At 60.2% G+C, this 18,746-nt stretch carries 16 protein-coding genes; 6 read left to right on the forward strand and 10 right to left on the reverse strand.

The features are described 5' to 3' along the window. Nucleotides 1-35: 35 nt before the first annotated feature. From B5M07_RS16255 to dapD, 3 genes are all read right to left on the reverse strand, one after another. Nucleotides 36-374 carry a hypothetical protein gene (locus B5M07_RS16255; RefSeq protein ID WP_067622327.1) on the reverse strand — a complete coding sequence of 113 codons (339 nt, stop codon included), beginning with the start codon at nt 372-374 and terminating at the stop codon, nt 36-38. Between the two features lie 88 nt (nt 375-462). Further along, on the reverse strand, nt 463-717 hold the full coding sequence (locus B5M07_RS16260; protein ID WP_067622328.1) for a GlsB/YeaQ/YmgE family stress response membrane protein: 255 nt from the start codon (nt 715-717) through the stop codon (nt 463-465). A 56-nt stretch (nt 718-773) separates the two neighbouring features. Further along, on the reverse strand, nt 774-1,601 hold the full coding sequence (gene dapD / locus B5M07_RS16265) for a 2,3,4,5-tetrahydropyridine-2,6-dicarboxylate N-succinyltransferase (RefSeq protein ID WP_067940927.1): 828 nt from the start codon (nt 1,599-1,601) through the stop codon (nt 774-776). A 173-nt stretch (nt 1,602-1,774) separates the two neighbouring features. Here dapD and B5M07_RS16270 point away from each other — a divergent pair, with 173 nt between their 5' ends. After that, a complete protein-coding gene (locus tag B5M07_RS16270) occupies nt 1,775-2,638 on the forward strand; it encodes an LOG family protein (protein WP_067622333.1) in 864 nt (287 codons plus the stop codon). Nucleotides 2,639-2,658: 20 nt separating this feature from the next. Here B5M07_RS16270 and B5M07_RS16275 read toward each other — a convergent pair whose 3' ends face one another. Then, nucleotides 2,659-3,624, reverse strand: a complete 966-nt coding sequence (locus B5M07_RS16275; protein WP_120352060.1) for an NAD(P)H-dependent flavin oxidoreductase — start codon at nt 3,622-3,624, stop codon at nt 2,659-2,661. A 3-nt stretch (nt 3,625-3,627) separates the two neighbouring features. After that, entirely contained in the window at nt 3,628-5,241 is a 1,614-nt protein-coding gene (locus B5M07_RS16280) for a GMC family oxidoreductase (RefSeq protein ID WP_120352061.1), read from the reverse strand. 278 nt (nt 5,242-5,519) lie between these two features. Between B5M07_RS16280 and B5M07_RS16285 the strand changes: the two genes are divergently transcribed. The 3 genes from B5M07_RS16285 to B5M07_RS16295 all read left to right on the forward strand — a co-directional run bounded on the left by B5M07_RS16285 (nt 5,520) and on the right by B5M07_RS16295 (nt 10,895). Beyond that, nucleotides 5,520-8,720 carry a CHASE domain-containing protein gene (locus B5M07_RS16285; protein WP_254693939.1) on the forward strand — a complete coding sequence of 1,067 codons (3,201 nt, stop codon included), beginning with the start codon at nt 5,520-5,522 and terminating at the stop codon, nt 8,718-8,720. 138 nt (nt 8,721-8,858) lie between these two features. Then, nucleotides 8,859-10,511 carry a PAS domain-containing sensor histidine kinase gene (locus B5M07_RS16290; protein ID WP_205570880.1) on the forward strand — a complete coding sequence of 551 codons (1,653 nt, stop codon included), beginning with the start codon at nt 8,859-8,861 and terminating at the stop codon, nt 10,509-10,511. A gap of 12 nt (nt 10,512-10,523) precedes the next feature. Beyond that, the gene (locus tag B5M07_RS16295; RefSeq protein WP_067622348.1) at nt 10,524-10,895 is read left to right on the forward strand and encodes a response regulator; all 372 of its coding nucleotides are present in this window, start codon (nt 10,524-10,526) and stop codon (nt 10,893-10,895) included. 89 nt (nt 10,896-10,984) lie between these two features. Here B5M07_RS16295 and B5M07_RS16300 read toward each other — a convergent pair whose 3' ends face one another. From B5M07_RS16300 to B5M07_RS16320, 5 genes are all read right to left on the reverse strand, one after another. Then, the gene (locus tag B5M07_RS16300) at nt 10,985-11,344 is read right to left on the reverse strand and encodes an Hpt domain-containing protein (protein WP_067940935.1); all 360 of its coding nucleotides are present in this window, start codon (nt 11,342-11,344) and stop codon (nt 10,985-10,987) included. After that, the gene (locus B5M07_RS16305) at nt 11,341-12,312 is read right to left on the reverse strand and encodes a response regulator (RefSeq protein ID WP_067940937.1); all 972 of its coding nucleotides are present in this window, start codon (nt 12,310-12,312) and stop codon (nt 11,341-11,343) included. Before B5M07_RS16305 ends, B5M07_RS16300 begins: the two co-directional genes overlap by 4 nt. Before the next feature lie 286 nt (nt 12,313-12,598). Continuing rightward, entirely contained in the window at nt 12,599-13,969 is a 1,371-nt protein-coding gene (locus B5M07_RS16310; RefSeq protein WP_120352062.1) for an aspartate aminotransferase family protein, read from the reverse strand. 47 nt (nt 13,970-14,016) lie between these two features. Continuing rightward, nucleotides 14,017-15,501 carry an NAD-dependent succinate-semialdehyde dehydrogenase gene (locus B5M07_RS16315; protein WP_205570881.1) on the reverse strand — a complete coding sequence of 495 codons (1,485 nt, stop codon included), beginning with the start codon at nt 15,499-15,501 and terminating at the stop codon, nt 14,017-14,019. 128 nt (nt 15,502-15,629) lie between these two features. Then, complete coding sequence (locus B5M07_RS16320) at nt 15,630-16,163, reverse strand: Lrp/AsnC family transcriptional regulator (protein WP_254693940.1); 534 nt, start codon at nt 16,161-16,163, stop codon at nt 15,630-15,632. Nucleotides 16,164-16,185: 22 nt separating this feature from the next. On the opposite strand from B5M07_RS16320, the gene ehuR reads away from it, so the two are divergent. Together ehuR and B5M07_RS16330 are read left to right on the forward strand one after the other, a co-directional pair. Beyond that, entirely contained in the window at nt 16,186-17,562 is a 1,377-nt protein-coding gene (gene ehuR, locus B5M07_RS16325) for a MocR-like ectoine utilization transcription factor EhuR (protein ID WP_254693941.1), read from the forward strand. Between the two features lie 137 nt (nt 17,563-17,699). Then, nucleotides 17,700-18,710: a TRAP transporter substrate-binding protein gene (locus B5M07_RS16330; RefSeq protein ID WP_120352064.1), complete on the forward strand. Its 1,011-nt coding sequence runs from the start codon at nt 17,700-17,702 to the stop codon at nt 18,708-18,710. Nucleotides 18,711-18,746 lie beyond the last annotated feature (36 nt).

Below are 18,746 nucleotides of genomic sequence, written 5' to 3' on the forward strand. Positions count from 1 at the left end.
GGGGGCGCACTGCAATTCCCCGTGTGGGACCGTGGTCAGTCGAAAAACGGGGTCATTTGGGCGACGATGACCGAGTTTTCCTCTAGTGCGCGCTGCATCAACTCACGCTCTTCGCCGTCGATCTCTTGGCCCTCGGCCTCGCGCTCTTCCAGCGTGCCATAGCCGGTCACGTCCAGCGGGTTGGTGTCGGCCTGTTTGAGGATCGCCACGGTCTCTCGCACGGCTTCGGCCTCGTCGATACCAGAGGCGAAACACATCAGCGCGGCCCCGGTGGCCTTGTCGGGCAGGCCATCGCCATCCTTGCGACCGATCTGAACTAAAAGGGTAAAGACCTGCTGGCGCGAAGGTTTCTTGGTTTTCTTGGGTTCAGACATGATAAGGGCCGCCGATTGCTTTCGGCAGCCCTAACCTTTTCGCTCAGATTTGGAAAGGGGCCGCGCCCCTGCCCTTAGGTCTTGGCAATCAAGTCTTGCCGCGGACCAACCGTGTGACCCAGATCAGCAGGCAGGCACCGATAATACCGACCACCAACTGACCGAACCAACCGCCCAGCGTGCTGCCAACGATCAGCATCAAGAGCCAGTTCGCGACCAAGGCACCAACGATGCCGAGGATGATGTTCATGATCAGACCCATGTCCGATTTCATGATTTTTTCTGCGATCCAGCCTGCAAGGCCACCCACGATGATTGCGGCAAACCAACCGATACCCGTCATGTCGTTAATCTCCTTTGAATTCAGGTCTCAACGCTATGACGGGGCATTTGGTTCCCTCAGTCGCGCAGCAACTCGTTGATCGAGGTCTTGGAGCGGGTCTTGGCGTCTACCCGTTTCACGATCACGGCGCAGTAAAGGTTCACGTTGTTCTTCGATGGCATGGTGCCTGCGACGACGACCGACCCTGCGGGCACTTCGCCATACATGATCTCACCAGTTTCGCGGTCGACGATCTTGGTCGACTGGCCGATGAAGACACCCATGCCCAGCACCGAACCTTCGCGCACGATGCAGCCTTCGACGACTTCCGACCGCGCCCCGATAAAGCAGTTGTCTTCGATGATAGTCGGGCCTGCCTGCATCGGTTCCAACACACCGCCGATGCCGACGCCGCCCGAGAGGTGCACGTTTTTGCCGATCTGCGCGCAGGAGCCGACGGTGGCCCATGTATCAACCATGGTGCCGCTGTCCACATAGGCGCCGATGTTGACGAAAGACGGCATCAGCACCACGCCGGGCGCGATATAGGCCGAGCGGCGCACGACGCAGTTGGGCACGGCGCGGAAGCCGGCCTCTTTCCACTCGGCATCGCCCCAGCCTTTGAACTTGCTGTCGACCTTGTCCCACCAGCCAGCGCCCTGCGGGCCGCCTTCTTGATGTTCCATATCCTTGATGCGGAAGCCCAGCAGCACGGCCTTTTTGGCCCACTGATTGACATGCCACTGACCGTCGTCCTGCTTTTCCGCCACGCGCAGCTTGCCGCTGTCGAGCGCGTTCAGCGTCTCTTCGATGGCGTCGCGGGTCTCTCCGGTGGTGGCGGATGTGATCTGGTCGCGGGTATCCCAAGCGGCTTCGATGGCGGTTTCAAGTTGGGCGTTGGACATGGGGCAAGTCTCCGAATGATGAAAAGGCCTTTTGAGGGCTATAGCCTTGCACCGCCAAGGGTGCAATTGCCGGGCGATGAGGGGCGTGGTCATTCTGTGATCAACAATGCATGTTGACCTGAGCGGCCATCGCGCCACCTGAGCCAAGCCCTAGACCAAGGAAAGACCCGAGGATGACCGAGGAACACCGCCACCCCCTGCGCCGCGCCAATGTTGACCGCGCCAAGGCCCAAGACGCCCCCGACACGCCGCAAACCCGCGCGCCCGCCTACCGTCTGGCCTTTACCGACGATGACTTCATGTGCCGCGATGAGCTGCGCCCGGTGCGCCTGCAACTGGAATTGCTCAAGCCCGAACTGCTGCTCGATGCCCACGGCATCCAATCGACCATCGTGCTCTTTGGCGGCGCGCGCATTCCTGCACCAGCCGAGAAACACACCGCCCGCACCAAAACGTTGGCCGATCTGTCGCGTTTTTATGACGAGACGCGCACCTTTGCCCGGCTGATGACTGAAAAGTCGATGGAGACCGGCGGCGTGGAGAACGTCATCGTCACCGGCGGTGGGCCGGGTGTGATGGAGGCAGGCAACCGTGGCGCGCTGGACGCGGGCGGCCATTCCATCGGCCTGAATATCGTGCTGCCGTTTGAGCAGGCGCCCAACGAATATGTCACGCCGGAGCTTTGCTTTAACTTCCACTATTTCGCGATCCGCAAGATGCATTTCCTGATGCGCGCCCGCGCGATCTGCGTCTTCCCCGGTGGTTTCGGCACCATGGACGAGCTCTTTGAGGCCCTGACGCTGATCCAGACCGGCCGCATGAACCGCGTGCCCTTCTTGCTGTTTGGGCGCGAGTTCTGGGAAAAAATCATCAATTGGGACGCGCTGGCCGATGCCGGAACGATCTCTGCCGAAGACCTCGACCTGTTCCGCTTTGTCGAAAGCGCGGATGAGGCGATGGAAGTGATCGAGAATTGGGAGACCGCCCCCGCCCGCGAACATGTGCCGGGCCGGGAAGAGGTCGAAGATCACGGCTGATCGGGCTTTGCCCGGCCCCGTCACCGGGTAAAGGTCTGGCCCAAGGCCACTTCGGCCCCTTGGACAATATCGCGCAGGATATCGGCGGCGGGTTTGACCGCGCCGATCAACCCTGCGACCTCTCCGACAAAGGCGTTGGCAGTGCGGGCGTCGCCCTCTGCCACCGCCGCCTGCCAACGTGGCAACTCCTGCGCCAGCGCGGCGCGCAGCCCGTCGGGGTCATCATGCCAGCGGTCGGTGAACTCATTGCGCAGCACGCGGCCCGTGTAGCGTTTGGGCCAGTCATAGCCGCGCATGATGTCGGTCACGGTGCTGCGCAGCGTGTCATCGCCACTGGCCTCAATCGCGGCCTTTAGCATCGCGGGATGCACCAGCGCCTCTTCTGACGCCCAGAACCGCGAGCCGACGACCACCCCATCGGCCCCCAGCATCAGCGCCGCAGCCAACCCGCGCCCGTCACCCACGCCGCCTGCCGCACAAAGTAACGTGTCGGGCGCATGGCGGGCGATGTGATCGGCAATTTCGGGCACAAGGGTAAAGGTCGCGCGTTTTTCGCCGTGGCCGCCAGCCTCGGCCCCTTGGGCGACGATGATCTCGGCCCCCAGATTGATCGCATGGGCGGCATCGCGCAGGGTTTGCACCTGACAGATCAGCGGCACTTTGGCCGCTCGGATCGCGGGGACGAACTCTGCCGGATCGCCGAACGAAAGAAAGACCGCTGCCGGGTCGCGGGCAAGTACCTGCTCCAACGCCTGCGGATGCTCCCGCAGTTTCCAAGTGATAAAGCCGCAGCCGACCGATTGGTTGCCCGCCAGATCTTGCTGCTCAGCGATCCATTCGCCGGAATCGTAGGCCCCGCCGATCATGCCCAAGCCCCCCGCGCTTGAGACCGTAGCCGCCAGCCGCCCGCCCGCGGCGAAAGCCATGGGCGCTTGGATGATCGGATGGCTGATCCCCAGCCGTTTGGTCAAACGCGTGGTCAGCATTCCCTACCGCCCCGCCAGAATGGCATCAGCGGCCTTTTCGGCGATCATCACCGTCGGCGATGCCGTGTTGCCCGAGACGATCTTGGGCATGATCGAGGCATCAATCACCCGCAGTCCCTGCAACCCATGCACCCGCAGATCGGCATCGACCACCGCCATCGGATCACTGCCCATCTTGCAGGTGCCAACGGGGTGAAAGATCGTCGTGGCAATATCGCGCGCCTTGTCGAGCAGGTCTTCATCGCTCTGCACGACGGGGCCGGGCAAGATTTCCTCGGGCTGATAAGGGTGCAGCGCCTTGGCCGTCATGATGTGTCGCGCCTGTTTCATGGCCGCGACCGCGACACGCTTGTCGCTCTCGGCGGAAAGATAGTTCAGACGGATGTCGGGCTGCACCGCGCTGTCGCGGCTGGTCAGATGGCAAGAGCCGATACTCTCGGGCCGCAGGTTGCAGACCGAAACGGTAATCGCCGGGAACGGGTGCAACGGATCGCCCAGCTTGTCGGTCGACAGGGGCTGCACGTGGTATTCCAGATCGGGCGTCTCCAACGCCGGATCGGACTTTGTGAACATGCCGAACTGGCTGGGCGCCATCGCCAAGGGGCCGCTGCGCCGCATGAGATATTCCAGACCCATCCGCCCCTTCCCCCAAAGCGAATGGGTCATCGTGTTGAGCGTCTTGGTGTTCTGCACTTTATAGACGGTGCGGATCTGCAAATGGTCCTGAAGGTTCTCCCCCACGCCGGGCAGTTCATGCAGCGTGGTGATGCCCATGCCGCTCAAAAGCTCGCTCTGCCCGATGCCCGAGAGTTCGAGGATCTTGGGTGAGTTGATTGCCCCCGCCGACAACAGCACTTCGCCCTCGGCCACGGCCCGCAGGGCGCGGCCTTCGTGGGTAAAGCGCACGCCGGTCACGCGCTTGCCCTCTAGGATCAGCCCATTGGTATGGGCATGGGTCATCACCCGCAGGTTGGGCCGCTGCATCGCGGGGCGCAGGAAACCGCGCGCCGTGTTCCAGCGCACACCGCCATGTTGGTTCACCTCGAAAAAGCCCGAGCCTTCGTTATCGCCATCGTTGAAATCGGCGCGCGGTTCGATCCCGAACTCCCGCGCGCCCTCCTGCACGGCCTCCAAAATGTCCCACCGCAGGCGCTGTTTGCTGACCTTCCACTCGCCTCCGGCGCTGTGCATGTCATTGCCGCCCGCGTGGTGATCCTCGGACTTGAGGAAATAGGGCAGCACGTCGTCCCAGCTCCACCCGGCGTTGCCAAGTTGCCGCCAATGGTCATAGTCCGCCGCCTGCCCGCGCATGTAGATCATGCCGTTGATGGAGCTACAGCCGCCCAGCACCTTGCCGCGCGGGTAGGTCAGAGAGCGCCCGTTCAACCCCGGCTCGGGCGCAGTTTTCATCATCCAATCGGTGCGCGGATTGCCAATGCAGTAGAGATAGCCCACCGGCACCTTGACCCAGTGGTAGTTGTCATCCCCCCCAGCCTCAAGCAGCAGGACGTTATTGGCTGGATCAGCACTGAGACGGTTGGCCAAAACACAGCCCGCGGTGCCAGCGCCGACAATGATATAGTCATAGCGACCCTCTAGCTGTGTCTCGTCGTGCATGGTGATCTCTCCCGATATTCTGGCCCGCCTCCCCGGCGCGTTATTGGTAGAGCGCCCGGCGACAGGTCACAATCCCTGCCGTAAGTCGCCCGCCCACCGCGGCATTTGCCGCAAAGCCACATTCCTCGCGCTTTGCCCGCGCAGTGCATCCGTTTGTTGATTTTTTCGGCTCTTAGGTGAATATGGCCGAACTGGATATATTGCCCCGATGCGTTAGGTTTTGCCTTGGGGTTAAAATTTCGCCGCCTTCTGGTGGCCAGAGACAAGGGTTATAATTAGTGCGGCGACCCGAATTTATACTGTTTCTCGGATGTCTCGCCATCACCTTTGGGGTGTTTCTCTACAGCAATCGCAGCAATGATCTCGCCACCGAACGGGCCTTTGACCGGATCGCCGAGGAAAGCCTGCAAAGCCTCGACGCGCGGATGCACACCTATTTGCAGAGCCTCAACGGCATCGCCGCCTTCATGAACGCCTCTGACGAAGTGACCGCCAGCGATTTCGCGCATTACGTCAATACGCTGGAGATCGACACCTTTCTGCCCGGCATCAACGGCATCGGTTTTGTCGCCCCGGTCGCCCGAGGGACCGAAGAGGCTTTCATCGAAGAGGTAACCGCCCTCGGGATAGAAGATTTCCGGATCCACCCCAACACCGGCAACGCCGAGAAGATGGTGATCCAATATATCTACCCCCAAGGGCCGAATGCAGAGGCCGTGGGCCTTGATATCAGCTTTAACGAGGACCGCCGCCGCGCCGCCCTGCGGGCCCGCGAGACCAGAGAGCCGCAACTGACACCGCGCATTCTGCTGGTGCAGGACAAATCCCGTCAGCCCGGTTTTCTGTTGCTACGTCCAGTCTATGCCGCCGGCAACCGTCCGGCGCAGGATACGGCAGGCTTTATCGGTTGGGTCTATGCGCCCTTTGTCGGTGCAAACCTGCTGAACGCGCTGACCCCGGCTCAGGGGGAGGCCTATGAAATCAAAGTCTTCGATGGGCTGACCACCGCCCCGGAGAACCGGATTTTCGATAGCACGCCCGAAGGTGTCGAAAGCGGGCATCACAGCATTACCCAAACGATCGAACGCTTTGGCCGCCCTTGGACCGTGGTCCATGTCAGCACGATCAGTTTCGACAGCGCCACGCACAGTGCCGTGCCGGAGATCCTGTTGATTTCCGGCATATTGCTGGCGATCCTTTTCTTCGTCGCCTTCCGCAGCCTGCGCCAGCGCAGCGCGGCCCTGAGCGAGCTTGCCGTGCTGCGCGAACGCCAGATCGACGCCCATGAAGAGGAAAACCGCGCCGTCATCGATAACGCTGTGACGCCTGTATTCCTGCTTGACGGCGAGGACCGCGTGCTTTTCGCCAACCAAGCGGCGCTGGTCTGCTTTGGCTATGGGCATGAGGCGCTCAAGGGGATGGATTTCCGCAATCTCGTCACCGACTTGATCGAAGACCATGACCACGAGCAGGTCAACGCGGCAGGCAAGACCTGCTTTGGCCAAGACCTGAAGCTTGATCTGCAACGCAACAGTTGGACCACCCATACCGGCGAGCGGCGCGTGACGGCAATCGTGCGCGATCTGACCTCGGAACTTGCGGTGCAGGATGAACTGGCGAAGAACAAAGCGCTCTATGACCTCGCCCTCGAAGGCGCGCAGATCGGCGTTTTTGACATCGACCTGCGCACCGGGAAATCCGAGGTGTCCGACACATGGCGGCGCATTCTGGGGATGGCCGATTTCGAGCGGTTGACCGATCCGCAGGCGGAATTCCTCAAGCGGGTCCATACCGAAGACCTGCCGCTGCTGAACCAGACCGATCAGGCCTGCATCTCGGGGCAGCAACAACGTTCCGTCACCGAATACCGGCTGAAGATTGGCACCGGGGAATGGCGCTGGATGCGCTCGGACGCGGTGGTGACCGAACGCGATGCAAACGGCACTGCCTTGCGGATGGTGGGCACCCAGACCGATGTGACCGACATCGTCCATGCCCGCAACGCGCTTGAAACCAGCGAGCGGCGGTTTCGGCAGGTGCTGGCAGCGGCCCCCGTGGGCATGGCGATTCTGGGCGAAGGGGGCGTGTTCAACAGCGTCAACAGCGCGCTTTGCACGCTCTGCGGCTATAGCGAAGAAGAACTGCTGTCGAATACCAAACTGGGCGATCTGATGCCCGAGGGCGATTTGCAAAAGCTCTATGGTGAGGTTCGCGGGCTCGTCGATTCGCGCAGTTCACAAAACTATCAGGCCGAATACCGCATCACCCACAAGCTGGGCTTTGAACGCTGGGGCCTGTTCAACGTCTCGTGGACCTTTGACAAGAACACGCGCGGCTATGTCTTTATCGTTCAGATCAACGACATCACCGATCAAAAGAAGCTTGAGCAGATCAAGAGCGAATTCGTCTCGACCGTCAGCCATGAGCTGCGCACGCCGCTGACCTCGATCAAAGGGGCCTTGGGTCTGATCGACACCACGGACAACAGCCGCTTCCTGCCGGCGCATATCCGGCTGATCGACATCGCGCGCAGCAATGCCGACCGGCTGTCGCATATCGTGAACGATATTCTGGACCTCGAAAAGATTTCGTCGGGCGAGGTGCAGTTCGATTTCCACGATGTCGATCTGAACAAGGTGATCAGCGACTCGGTCAACGAAATGTCGCCCTTCGCGATCACCCACAACAACACATTGGGCGTGCAACTGCCCGACAAACCGCTGACGGTTCGGGTGGATGAAAGCCGCACGCGGCAGGTCTTGGCCAATCTTATCTCAAACGCCTGCAAATATTCCGATGCCGAGAGTGAGGTGCAAATTCGCGCCGAGCGGCTGGGGGACCGGGCGATTGTCTTTATCCAGAACACCGGCCCCGGCGTGCCGGAAAACTTCCGCCCGCGCATCTTTCAGGCGTTCTCTCAGGCCGATGGGTCCGACACACGCGCCAAGGGCGGCACCGGGCTGGGGCTGAACATCACCCGGCAGATCATCAAACGTCAGGGCGGTACCATCGGATTCGAAAGCATCCCAAAAGGCGTCACCGTCTTTTGGTTCACCTGCCCCATCGCCGAGGCCGAAACCGTGCAATCGCCCGCCGCCCCCGCCGCGGAAATCGGGGAGCGGGACACGAAGCTGCGCGTGCTGCATATCGAAGACGATATCGACTTTGCAGAGGTGATCCGCACCGGTTTGGACAGCGTGGCAGAGGTGACCAATGTCACCAACCTCGCCCAAGCGCAGAAGTTGATCGGCCAAGAAGAGCTTGATGTGGTGATCCTTGATTGGTCCCTGCCTGACGGCGATGCCCGCTCTTTGTTAGAGGACATCATCCGTCTGCACCCAGAGGCCAAGATCATCAGCCTATCCGCCGACAACAACCGAGAGCCCGATCCCCGCGTCGGGATCAACCTTGTCAAATCACGGAGCGGGATCAGCTCGGTGGTCAACTCAATTACGGGAACAACCGCACGCGCATCTTAACCTGTCGCACCACGGCGAAGTGACGCTAAAGTGCGACACGCCATATTATTGCCAATATGCTCTGGCATTTTGTTTAAATTACAACGCACATGTCATGCTATAGTTCGAGCATGTCCGCTTCGGGGCGAGGAATTACGAGTGTCTTCAAAGCCATTTACCAAGCGTACCGCCGCCACATTTTTTCTGGGCACTGCCATTTCCGGCAGTTGGTACACCGCAACCTCCGCGCTTTTCGCGGGTCAAATGGGGGAGGTTATCCCCGTCGTCGGCGCGATCATTCTGGCGGGGCTAACGCCCTTCACCGCGAACGCGCTCCAGTCAAGCCCTGAGAGGGGTACTGATAGTTTCGATATGGAACAAAGGCTTAGGGCATTTGATAGCCACGCCATTGTGAATATCGTCGATACCGGCGGAATGCTGGAACAGGTTAATGACCGTTTCATCGAACTGACGGGCTATACCCGCGATCAATTGATCGGCCAGCCTGTGTCGATGCTTTACCAAGATGAGTTTCGCGAACTTCTGGCAGAAATCCGGGTCACCTTGATGGCCGGCAAGACATGGCAGGGAGAGACCCCGCTGCGCTGCGCCGATGGTCGGGTGATACAGACGCAATGCACCGTGATGCCCCTTTTCGACAACAAAGGGGCTTGGGCCGGGTCGATCTCAGCCCGTACCGATGTGACCCACGCCAAAGAGCTTCTGGCCGAACGCGACACAGCGGAAACGCTTTATGAACTGCGCGATGACATTTGGATCGTCGATGCCGAGACCGAGCGTTTCAGCTATATGAACCGCGTCGCCATGAGCCGAAGCGGCTGGTGTACCGACACCTATACCGAGCAAACGCTCGAAACCTTGGCAGAGAAAAGCGACAATCCAGCCCTTCTTGAGGCCTGCCGGGATCTGAAAAAGTCGGGCAAGGCGATGACGCAGTTCGACACGCAACTGTTTGGCAATCATTTCCAAGTCACCATCAAACTTCTGCCCACCGGCGGCGCGGCCGGGCGATTCCTGGTCATGTTGCACGACGTTTCGGATATCATCAGCGAAGAGCGGATGAAGTCGGAATTCATCTCTATGGTCAGCCATGAACTGCGCTCGCCCCTGACCTCGATCAAGGGCTCTATGGGGCTGCTTTTGTCGCGGGCGGCGGGTGAATTGCCGAGCAAAGCGCGGGCGTTGCTAGAAATCTCCCACCGCAATGCCGACCGGCTTGTGCTGATCATCAATGACATCCTCGATCTGGAAAAGATCGCGAACGGGCGGCTGGAGTTCAACCTTGAAGAGGTTGATATCGCAGAACTTCTGCATGAGACCAGCGCCGCGAACGCCTCGCTTGAACAGCGCCACGGCGTGCGCATTCAAGTGGAAGGCACGGATGACCTGAACAAAGTGACCACAGATCCGAACCGGGTCATTCAGGTGCTGACGAACTTCTTATCCAATGCGTCCAAATTCTCCAAACCCGGAGAGCGCGTTACCATTCGCGCCGAAGAGAATGAGAACGAATTGCGCATCTCTGTAGCGGACCGCGGCCCGGGTATCCCGGCCTCTGAGCAGCACAAGGTGTTCCAGCGGTTTGCCGATCTGTCCAACTCCAACCGGGCCGACAATGGCGGCACCGGGCTGGGCCTCAGCGTCTGCAAAGCCATCGTCGAGAATCTTGGCGGTAAAATAGGTTTTGACAGCCGCGAGGGATTTGGTACGACATTTTACTTTACCCTGCCGAAGAAAAATTCTCAGGTAGCGGCAGAGGAACCGGCTGCGTTGCTGCGCGAAGCCTCCTAGAGAGAGTATGGAATGATCAAACTGCTGCACGTCGAGGATGACGCCGATATTCGTGAAATCGCGCTGATGGCGCTTGAGCTAAGCGGCGATTTCGACGTCGTCCAATGCGAGACCGGGGAAGCGGCGCTGAATCAGGTTCAGTCCTATACGCCCGATGTGATCCTGCTCGATATGATGATGCCCGGCATGACCGGTCGCCAGACCCTTGAGAAGATGCGCGAAATGGATAGCCTGCGTGACGTTCCGGCGATCTTCATGACCGCCCGCGCCCAGCATAACGAGATCGAAGAGCTGCGCGATTTGGGGGCCGCTGACGTGATCAGCAAACCCTTCGACCCCATTGCTCTCGCGGATCAGGTCAAGGCGGCGATGCAGGCCAACTAGGCCAGCGACCACTTGGCCTGCCCTATTGGCAGCTTCTAGATAAATTGTCTGTAGGAATGGGGCCGGCGCAAAGCACGGCCGCCGTGCCCTTAGGCTTGGGCGTCGATTTGCTGCCTGCAATGCGCGACGAAACCATCCAGTTCCGAGATGATCTCGATCGGGCAATCCGCGCGTTCGGCGCGAGGTCCGGCGAGATGCTCGACGATTTGGGTTTCGCACTGACGCGCCAGACGGCCAAGCTCTTCAAAGCCGAGCGACCCGGCGCTGCCTGCGATCTGGTGCAGAATGGCCTGCGCGCTGGCCAGATTGCCTTTGATCTCATCCACGGTCGTCCCGTCCCAAGCGGCCAAGCCATGGGTTGCGATCAGCGTCTGGCGTTCGTCCAGCATTTCGACAAAGCGCTTGCGAATGCGCTCTATGCCGGGAAGTTCAGCTAACATTTTAGTCATGCCTGTTGATCATTCTGCCAAAAGTCATTGAGCGATTTCGTATGTGCCTCACTGGCGGCTTCTGCGCTTGCATGAGCCTGCGCCAGCGCATCCATGACGGAATTGCCGCTCTTCCAGATCAGCCGCACGGCCTCCCCCGCGCTCACACGCGGGTGAACACGTTCGCCATTATTGTCGAACAATTCAGTTTGAGACAACTCCAAGTTAACCGCATCCATCAAACCGCCCATATTCGGACGCCATCCGCTTTCCGTAACGCACACGAAAGTGCCATTGCCCGCGTAGGACATGAGCACCTGATGGTCGACAAGCGTATCAGACAGGATCTCGGCCACATCGGACACAAGGCTATAGAACTCGAAAGAGGTCATCGTCGCGTGGAAGGCGTCAACCTCGCGGATGGTAAAGGCAAAGGCGGTGGAGCCGAAAAGCGCGCTGCGCGACAGCTGCGCGACGTAGTTTTCCATCGCGGTGTAGTCGATCACATTGTCCACGTCGTAGATCGGGACCGGCTCGAACAACTCCATATGGGTGGCCTGATCGGCGATGGTCTTGGCGGCGAAAATCTTCTTGGTCCGCTGCTGACGCTCTTTCACCATGCCTTCGACCAGCCCGATGCGAGATTTCAGCTCGGCAATCTCAAAAGGCTTGGTCACATAGTCGGTTGCCCCGGCGGCAAAGGCCGCGTCGATATAGCGTTTGTCGGACATCGCGGTGAGCATCAAAATTGGCGTATCGGCATGGCGCGCCGAGTTGCGAATGTGCTGCGCCAGTTCGATCCCGTCCATGCCCGGCATCTGAATATCAAGCATGAAGCAATCAATCGGACCGAGGTCGGGATCCCCCAACATATCGACCGCATGCAGAGCAGATGGGGCGGTCGTTAGTTCATGCGCACCGATAATCTCTACAAATTGCCCGAGCAATTCGAGGATAATCGGGTCGTCATCCACCGCCAGAATTTTCATTACATCTCTCCACAGATCAAAATCTTAGGGGCCCAAACTGGACGGACCGCTGCTTTGTCCTAATTTCTCTGGGAACTGTGGCCTAATTTTGACGAATTCTTAGTAAATAGGCGACAAACCGGGGCACTGTTTCCATATCGAGAGAATTTGACCCGAAAAACGGCCATCTTTACCGCATTTTCATTTGTGATCGGACGACTCGCCACTTCGCGTCCAAGGGTGATTCCCCTCAACGCAAACGGCCCGACGTTTCCGCCGGGCCGCTCTATCCTCATCCCCTTGGGTCTTAGCCCAAGCTTGCCTTGATCGCCTCGGCGGTGGCGCCCACGACCTTATCCGCTTCTTCGCGGGTCAGGCAGAAGGGCGGCGCAAAGCCGATGATGTCGCCTTGGGGCATGGCGCGGGCAATGACCCCGGCCTTGAGCATATCGCCGACGATGGTCGGCACCACTTTGCGCGCCGGATCAAACTGCGTGCGGCCATCGCGGTCTTCGACCAATTCCACGGCGCAGAGCATCCCTTCGCCGCGAATATCGCCCACTTTGGGGTGATCGCCCAACGCCGCCTTCATCTGCGCATTGAGATACCCCCCCACGTCCGAGGCATTCTCGATCAGTTTCAGATCGTCGATCAGCTTGAGGTTCGCGATCCCCGCAGCCGCGCCGATGGGGTGGGCCGAATAGGTCCAGCCGTGGCCGATGGGGCCGTTTTCATCGGTGCCCTGCTCCAGCACCTTCCACATTTTGTCACCCACGATCGAACCCGAAAGCGGCGCGTAGGCCGAGGTCAGGCCCTTGGCGATGGTGATCAGGTCCGGCTTCATGCCGTAGTGTTTCGAGCCGAACATGCTGCCCAGACGGCCAAAGCCGGTGACAACCTCATCCGCGACCAGCAGGATGTCGTGTTTGTTCAGCACTTCCTGCACGGCAGCCCAATAGCCTTCGGGCGGCGGCACGATGCCCCCGGTGCCCAGAACCGGCTCACCGATGAAGGCCGCGATGGTGTCGGCGCCCTCGCGTTCGATCAGCGCTTCCAATTCGCCCACCAGATGCGCGGTGAACTCTGCTTCGCTCATGTTGGCGTCGGGGCGGCGGTAGTAATAGGGCGCGTCGGTGTGCACCACCTGTGCCAGCGGCAGGTCGAACTTCTTGTGAAACAGCTCCAATCCGGTCAGCGAGCCAGTCACCAGACCCGACCCGTGATAGCCACGCCAGCGCGAGATGATCTTTTTCTTCTCAGGACGGCCAAGGATGTTGTTGTAATACCAGATCAGCTTGACGTTGGTCTCATTCGCGTCCGAGCCACCAAGGCCGAAATAAACCTTGCTCATGCCTTCGGGCGCGCGGTCGAGGATCATCTTGCTGAGCGTGATGCTCGCCTCGGTGCCGTGGCCGACATAGGAGTGGTAATAGGCCAGTTCATGCGCCTGCTCGGCAATCGCCTCGGCGATCTCAGTCCGGCCGTAGCCCACGTTTACGCAATAGAGGCCGGCAAAAGCGTCGAGCATCTGGTTGCCGTCGCGGTCGGTGATATGGCTGCCTTTGGCGGTCTTGATCACACGGGTCGGGCTTTCGCCGCGCGCGTGCTGCGCCAGATGGGTGGAGGGGTGAAAGAAATTTTCACGGTCCCATTGTTCGAGCATATCGTTCTTCAACATTGGTCTTTCCTTTCTTCCGACGCGCCTTTGCGCCGTATCTTCAAATCTTAGGCCCAGTCACGGCAGACGTATTTGACTTCCGTAAAGGCTTCGAGCCCCAGCCGCGACCCTTCGCGTCCGATGCCCGATTGTTTCGTCCCGCCAAAGGGGATCGGCGCGCCGGTCACCTTGGTGCGGTTCACCGCCACCATGCCGAAACACAGCGCCCGGCTGGCGCGGTAGATGCGGCGTGGGTCTTGGCTGTGGACATAGGCCACCAACCCGTACTCCGTGTCATTGGCCCGTGTGATCGCCTCATCCTCACTGTCGAAGGCCGCGATGGCGGCCACGGGGCCAAAGGTCTCTTCGCGCATGATCAGCGCGTCGGCAGGCACATCCGCCAGCACCGTCGGTTCAAAGAACAGCGGCCCCGCCGCGTGCCGCTTGCCACCACAAAGCAGCCGCGCCCCACGGTCAAGCGCATCTTTGACGTGCTCTTCTTGTTTGGCGACGGCTTTCTCGTTCATCAACGGCCCGATGTCGGGATCATCCGCGCCGACGCCCACGGTCAGCGCCTGCGTCGCTGCGGTGAATCGCGCGCAGAAGGTCGCATAGCTGTCGCGGGCAATAAAGAAGCGGTTGGCACCGAGGCAGTCTTGACCGGAGGTGGCGAACTTGGCCTTGATCGCCTCTTCGACCGCGCGGTCCATATCGGCATCATCGAACATGATGAAAGGCGCATGGCCACCCAGTTCGAGGACCAAGCGTTTCACGCTGTCGGATGCTTGACGATACAGCAGTTTTCCGATCTCGGTGGAGCCGGTGAAGGAGATGGCCCGCACGCGGGTGTCTTCCATCCAAGGTTTCACGATCTCGGGGGCCTCCCCGGTGACGACGTTGAACACGCCTTTCGGCAGCCCCGCCTGTTCGCCCAATTCGGCCAGTGCCAGCGCCGAGAACGGCGTCTCTGCCGAAGGATGCGCCACTACGGTGCAGCCCGCCGCCAGCGCGGCACCTGCCTTGCGGGTCAGCATGGCGGAGGGGAAGTTCCACGGGGTGATCAGTGCGGCTACACCCACCGGCTCGCGCCAGATTTCCACCTCGGCATCCGGCAAGTGCGAGGTGACGCCTTCGATGTTGGGGCGGCGCGCCTCTTCGGAATAGAACTCAAAGAAAGACGCGGCATAGTCGATCTCTCCGCGCGACTCGGAGATGGGTTTGCCCTGTTCGGCGGTCATGATCCGGGCCAGATCCTCGCGGTTTTCCAACATCAGATCGCGCCAGCGGCGCAGGATGGCACCACGCTCTTGCGGCAACAGGCCGGCCCAATGGGGAAAGGCGGCATGGGCGGCATCCACCGCGGCGCGGCTGTCGTCGGCGTTAAGCTTGGCAACCGACCCCAAGACCGCACCGCTTGCCGGGTCAGTCACCTTGAAGTCATCGCTCTGCGCGCCAGCGACCCATGCGCCGCCGACATAGGCGAAATGGCGGGCCAGCTCGCCCCGGGTCAGCGCGGGCAGACCATCGGCAGGCGTTGGGATCATCTTGGTCATCGGGCACCTCCTTGGGATGAATTGCCCCGAAGGTAAGACAGGATGCGGCGCGGGTTTGACCGAATATCACACCATCGGTAGGAGGTTTTGCGGCGCAGCACCCTGCCCGCCGCAAAAACTACGGCGGCTCAGCTTTCGTCTTCGGGCAAGAGCAGCGACAGAGGCAGCGGTGCCGATTTGACCGATTTGGTTACCACATAGGTAAAGTAACGGCTCAGCCCGGCCTGCTGATCCAAAAGCGCATCCATTAGACGTTGGTAGCTGTCGATGTCGCGGGTGACGACCTGTAGCAGATAGTCAAAACCGCCACCCAAAGCCCAGCACTGCACGATCTCATCATGCTGCGCGATCACCGCCTCGAAGCGTTGAAACGCCTCGGCCCGGTGGTTGCCCAGTTCGGCCTGCACAAAGACGGTGACATGCGGGGCGATGCGGCGCAGGGCGACATGAGCCTGATAGCCGGTGATGATGCCCGCAGACTCCAACCGCGCCAGCCGTTCCCCGCAGGCGGTGGGACTAAGATTAACCTTGTCGGCAAGCGCAGATTTGGCGATGCGCCCCTCGCGAGAGAGGATCGACAGCACCGCGATATCGCGTTTATCCAGTTTGACAAAGCTCATGCCAGTTTCATGCGAGCGCAGGTCAGACTTGTCAATTGTCATGATTGTGGTGATCATCCAGATCATGACAAAATGGCGCCCAGACCCCGGATCCCTGACCCGACCTGCCTACCGTTCACTCGTTCAGACGATTGAAACGGCGATTCAGAACGGTGTGCTCAAACCCGGAGACCGGATGCCGACGCAGCGGCAACTGGCGTTCGATTTGTCGCTTAGCGTGCAAACCGTCAGCCGCGCCTATGACAAGCTGGTCGAGGCGGGCAAGATCGTCGGAGAGGTAGGGCGCGGCACTTTCGTCCGCGCGGCGAGCGATGATATCTCCATGCCCTTCGTCAGCCGCAAGGCTGCCGGGCGGTTGCTGGACATGTCGATCCTGAAACCTGTGCTGGATCACGCCCATGAAGAGGCGATGCAAAAGACGCTCCGCGCCATGGCCCGCTCCCTGCCCCGCGCGATGATGGGCGGGTTTCGCCAAGACCTCCGCGCCGGAGACAGCAGCAGCGCGGTGCGGCGCTGGCTCTCGCTTTGCGGCCTTGATCTGGACGGGATGGCAGTGATCCCCACCAACGGCAGCACCAGCGCCATGACCGTCGCGATCATGACAGCCGCCCAACCCGGCGATCTGATCGTCAGCGAAGACATCGGCCATCACACCCTGCGCCCCCTCGCCCGCTTTTTGGGCATCCGCCTGCAAGGAGTAAGCGTCGACGCAGGTGGCATCTGCCCCGAGGCGCTGGAGCGGGTCTGCGCGAAAGAGCCTGTCAAAGCCGTCTACCTGATCCCGAATGGCGCCAACCCGCTGGCCTTTACCATGACCGAAAGCCGCCGCGCCGCGGTGATCGAGGTGGCGAGACGCCATGACCTGCTGATCATCGAGAACCAGTCATGGGGGCCGCTGCAAGACGCGCCGCCACCGCCGATGGCGACCATGGCGCCAGAACGGGTGCTCTATTTTACCAGCCTCACCAAATGCCTGATGCCGGGGTTGCGGGTCGGTTATCTGGTGGTGCCGGACCACCTTTGGGCCTCGGCGGCCAACCGGCATATGGTGACCAGTTGGATGGCCACCAATATGATGACCGAAATCGCCGGGCGCTGGATCGAGGAAGGCACCGCCCAAACCCTGCTCAACCGTCAACAACTGGCCCTGCGCGACCGCGCCGATTTCGCCGCCAACGTCTTTCGCGGGCTCGACATGCGCACCAGTCCAAACGGGCTGCATCTTTGGTTGCCCTGTCGTGACATTTACGAAGAGGCTGAACTGGTCAAATCCATCCGCGAGAGCGGCGTCGCCGTGGCCAATGGAGCCAGTTTCGCCATCGGCCCGCCAGACCGTCACCCCGGCCTGCGTATCGCCGTCGGGGGGCAATCCTTTCCTGAATTTGCCCGCGGGATTCGCATGATCGATGCAAGATTACGCAACAGGGGTAGGCCGGAGTGACTGTGAGAGCGTCTTAAATTGTCATGGATCAATATTCACATTGACATGATTGGGATCGGTTTAAATGATCTAACAGTCAGGACATTAGTTTCGCTGCGGCCTTTGTGCTGCGCGGACAATAAATGAAAGGGAGTAACATGGCTATTTTTAAGACCGTAATCACCGGGGGTATCCTCGCAGCCGTGACGAGTGTCGCAGGCGCGGCTTCGGCAGACACATGGCGCTATGCCTTCGAAGAAGCACTCGACGAAGTGCAGGGCAAATACGCCCAGAAGTTCAAAGAAGAAGTCGAAGCGAACTCCGACCACGAAGTTCAGCTCTTCCCATACGGCACCTTGGGTGAATCCGTGGACACGATGGAGCAGGCACAGGCTGGCATCCTGCAGTTCGTCGACCAGTCGCCCGGCTTTACCGGCGCGCTGATCCCCGAGGCGCAGGTGTTCTTCGTGCCCTACCTGCTGCCGCAGGACGGTGAGCAACTCAACGAGTTTTTCCGCACCTCCAAGGCCATCAACGAGATGTTCCCCGCGCTCTATGCAGAGCAAGGTCTGGAACTGCTCAAGATGTTCCCCGAAGGCGAGGTCTGCATGACCACGCAAGAGCCGGTCAAAACGCCCGAAGACCTTAACGAGGTCAAGTTCCGCGTGATGACCAACCCGCTCTTGGTGGAAAGCTACAAGGCCTTCGGCGCGACACCGACACCGCTGCCATGGGGCGAGGTTTACGGCGCGATGCAGACCGGCATCATCCAAGGTCAGGAAAACCCCGGCTTCTATCTGGAATCCACCAAGATGTACGAGGTGACAGACGTCATCACCTGCATCGGCCACAACAACTTCACCACTGCTGTGATGGCCAACAAGGATTTCTATGACGGCCTGTCCGATGAGGACAAAGAGGTTGTGCAGAACGCTTCTGACGCGGCATTCGATTATATCCTCGAATACCAGTCCGGCCTGCAGGAAAAGTCGCTGGAAAACATCGCAGCGGCGAAGCCTGACATGCAGATCAACATCCTGTCCGAAGAAGAGCGCCAGCCCTTCAAAGACAAGGCTGCATCGGTCGAAGAAGCCTTCATCGAGATGACAGGCGACAGCGGCAAAGAGAACCTTGAGCAATTTAAGGCCGACCTCGAAGCCGTTAAGTAAACGCATCCTTTCACCCTCCGGCACTGTCCGGGGGGT

The organism is Sulfitobacter sp. D7, from assembly GCF_003611275.1.
GTDB classification, from domain to species: Bacteria; Pseudomonadota; Alphaproteobacteria; order Rhodobacterales; family Rhodobacteraceae; genus Sulfitobacter; species Sulfitobacter profundi.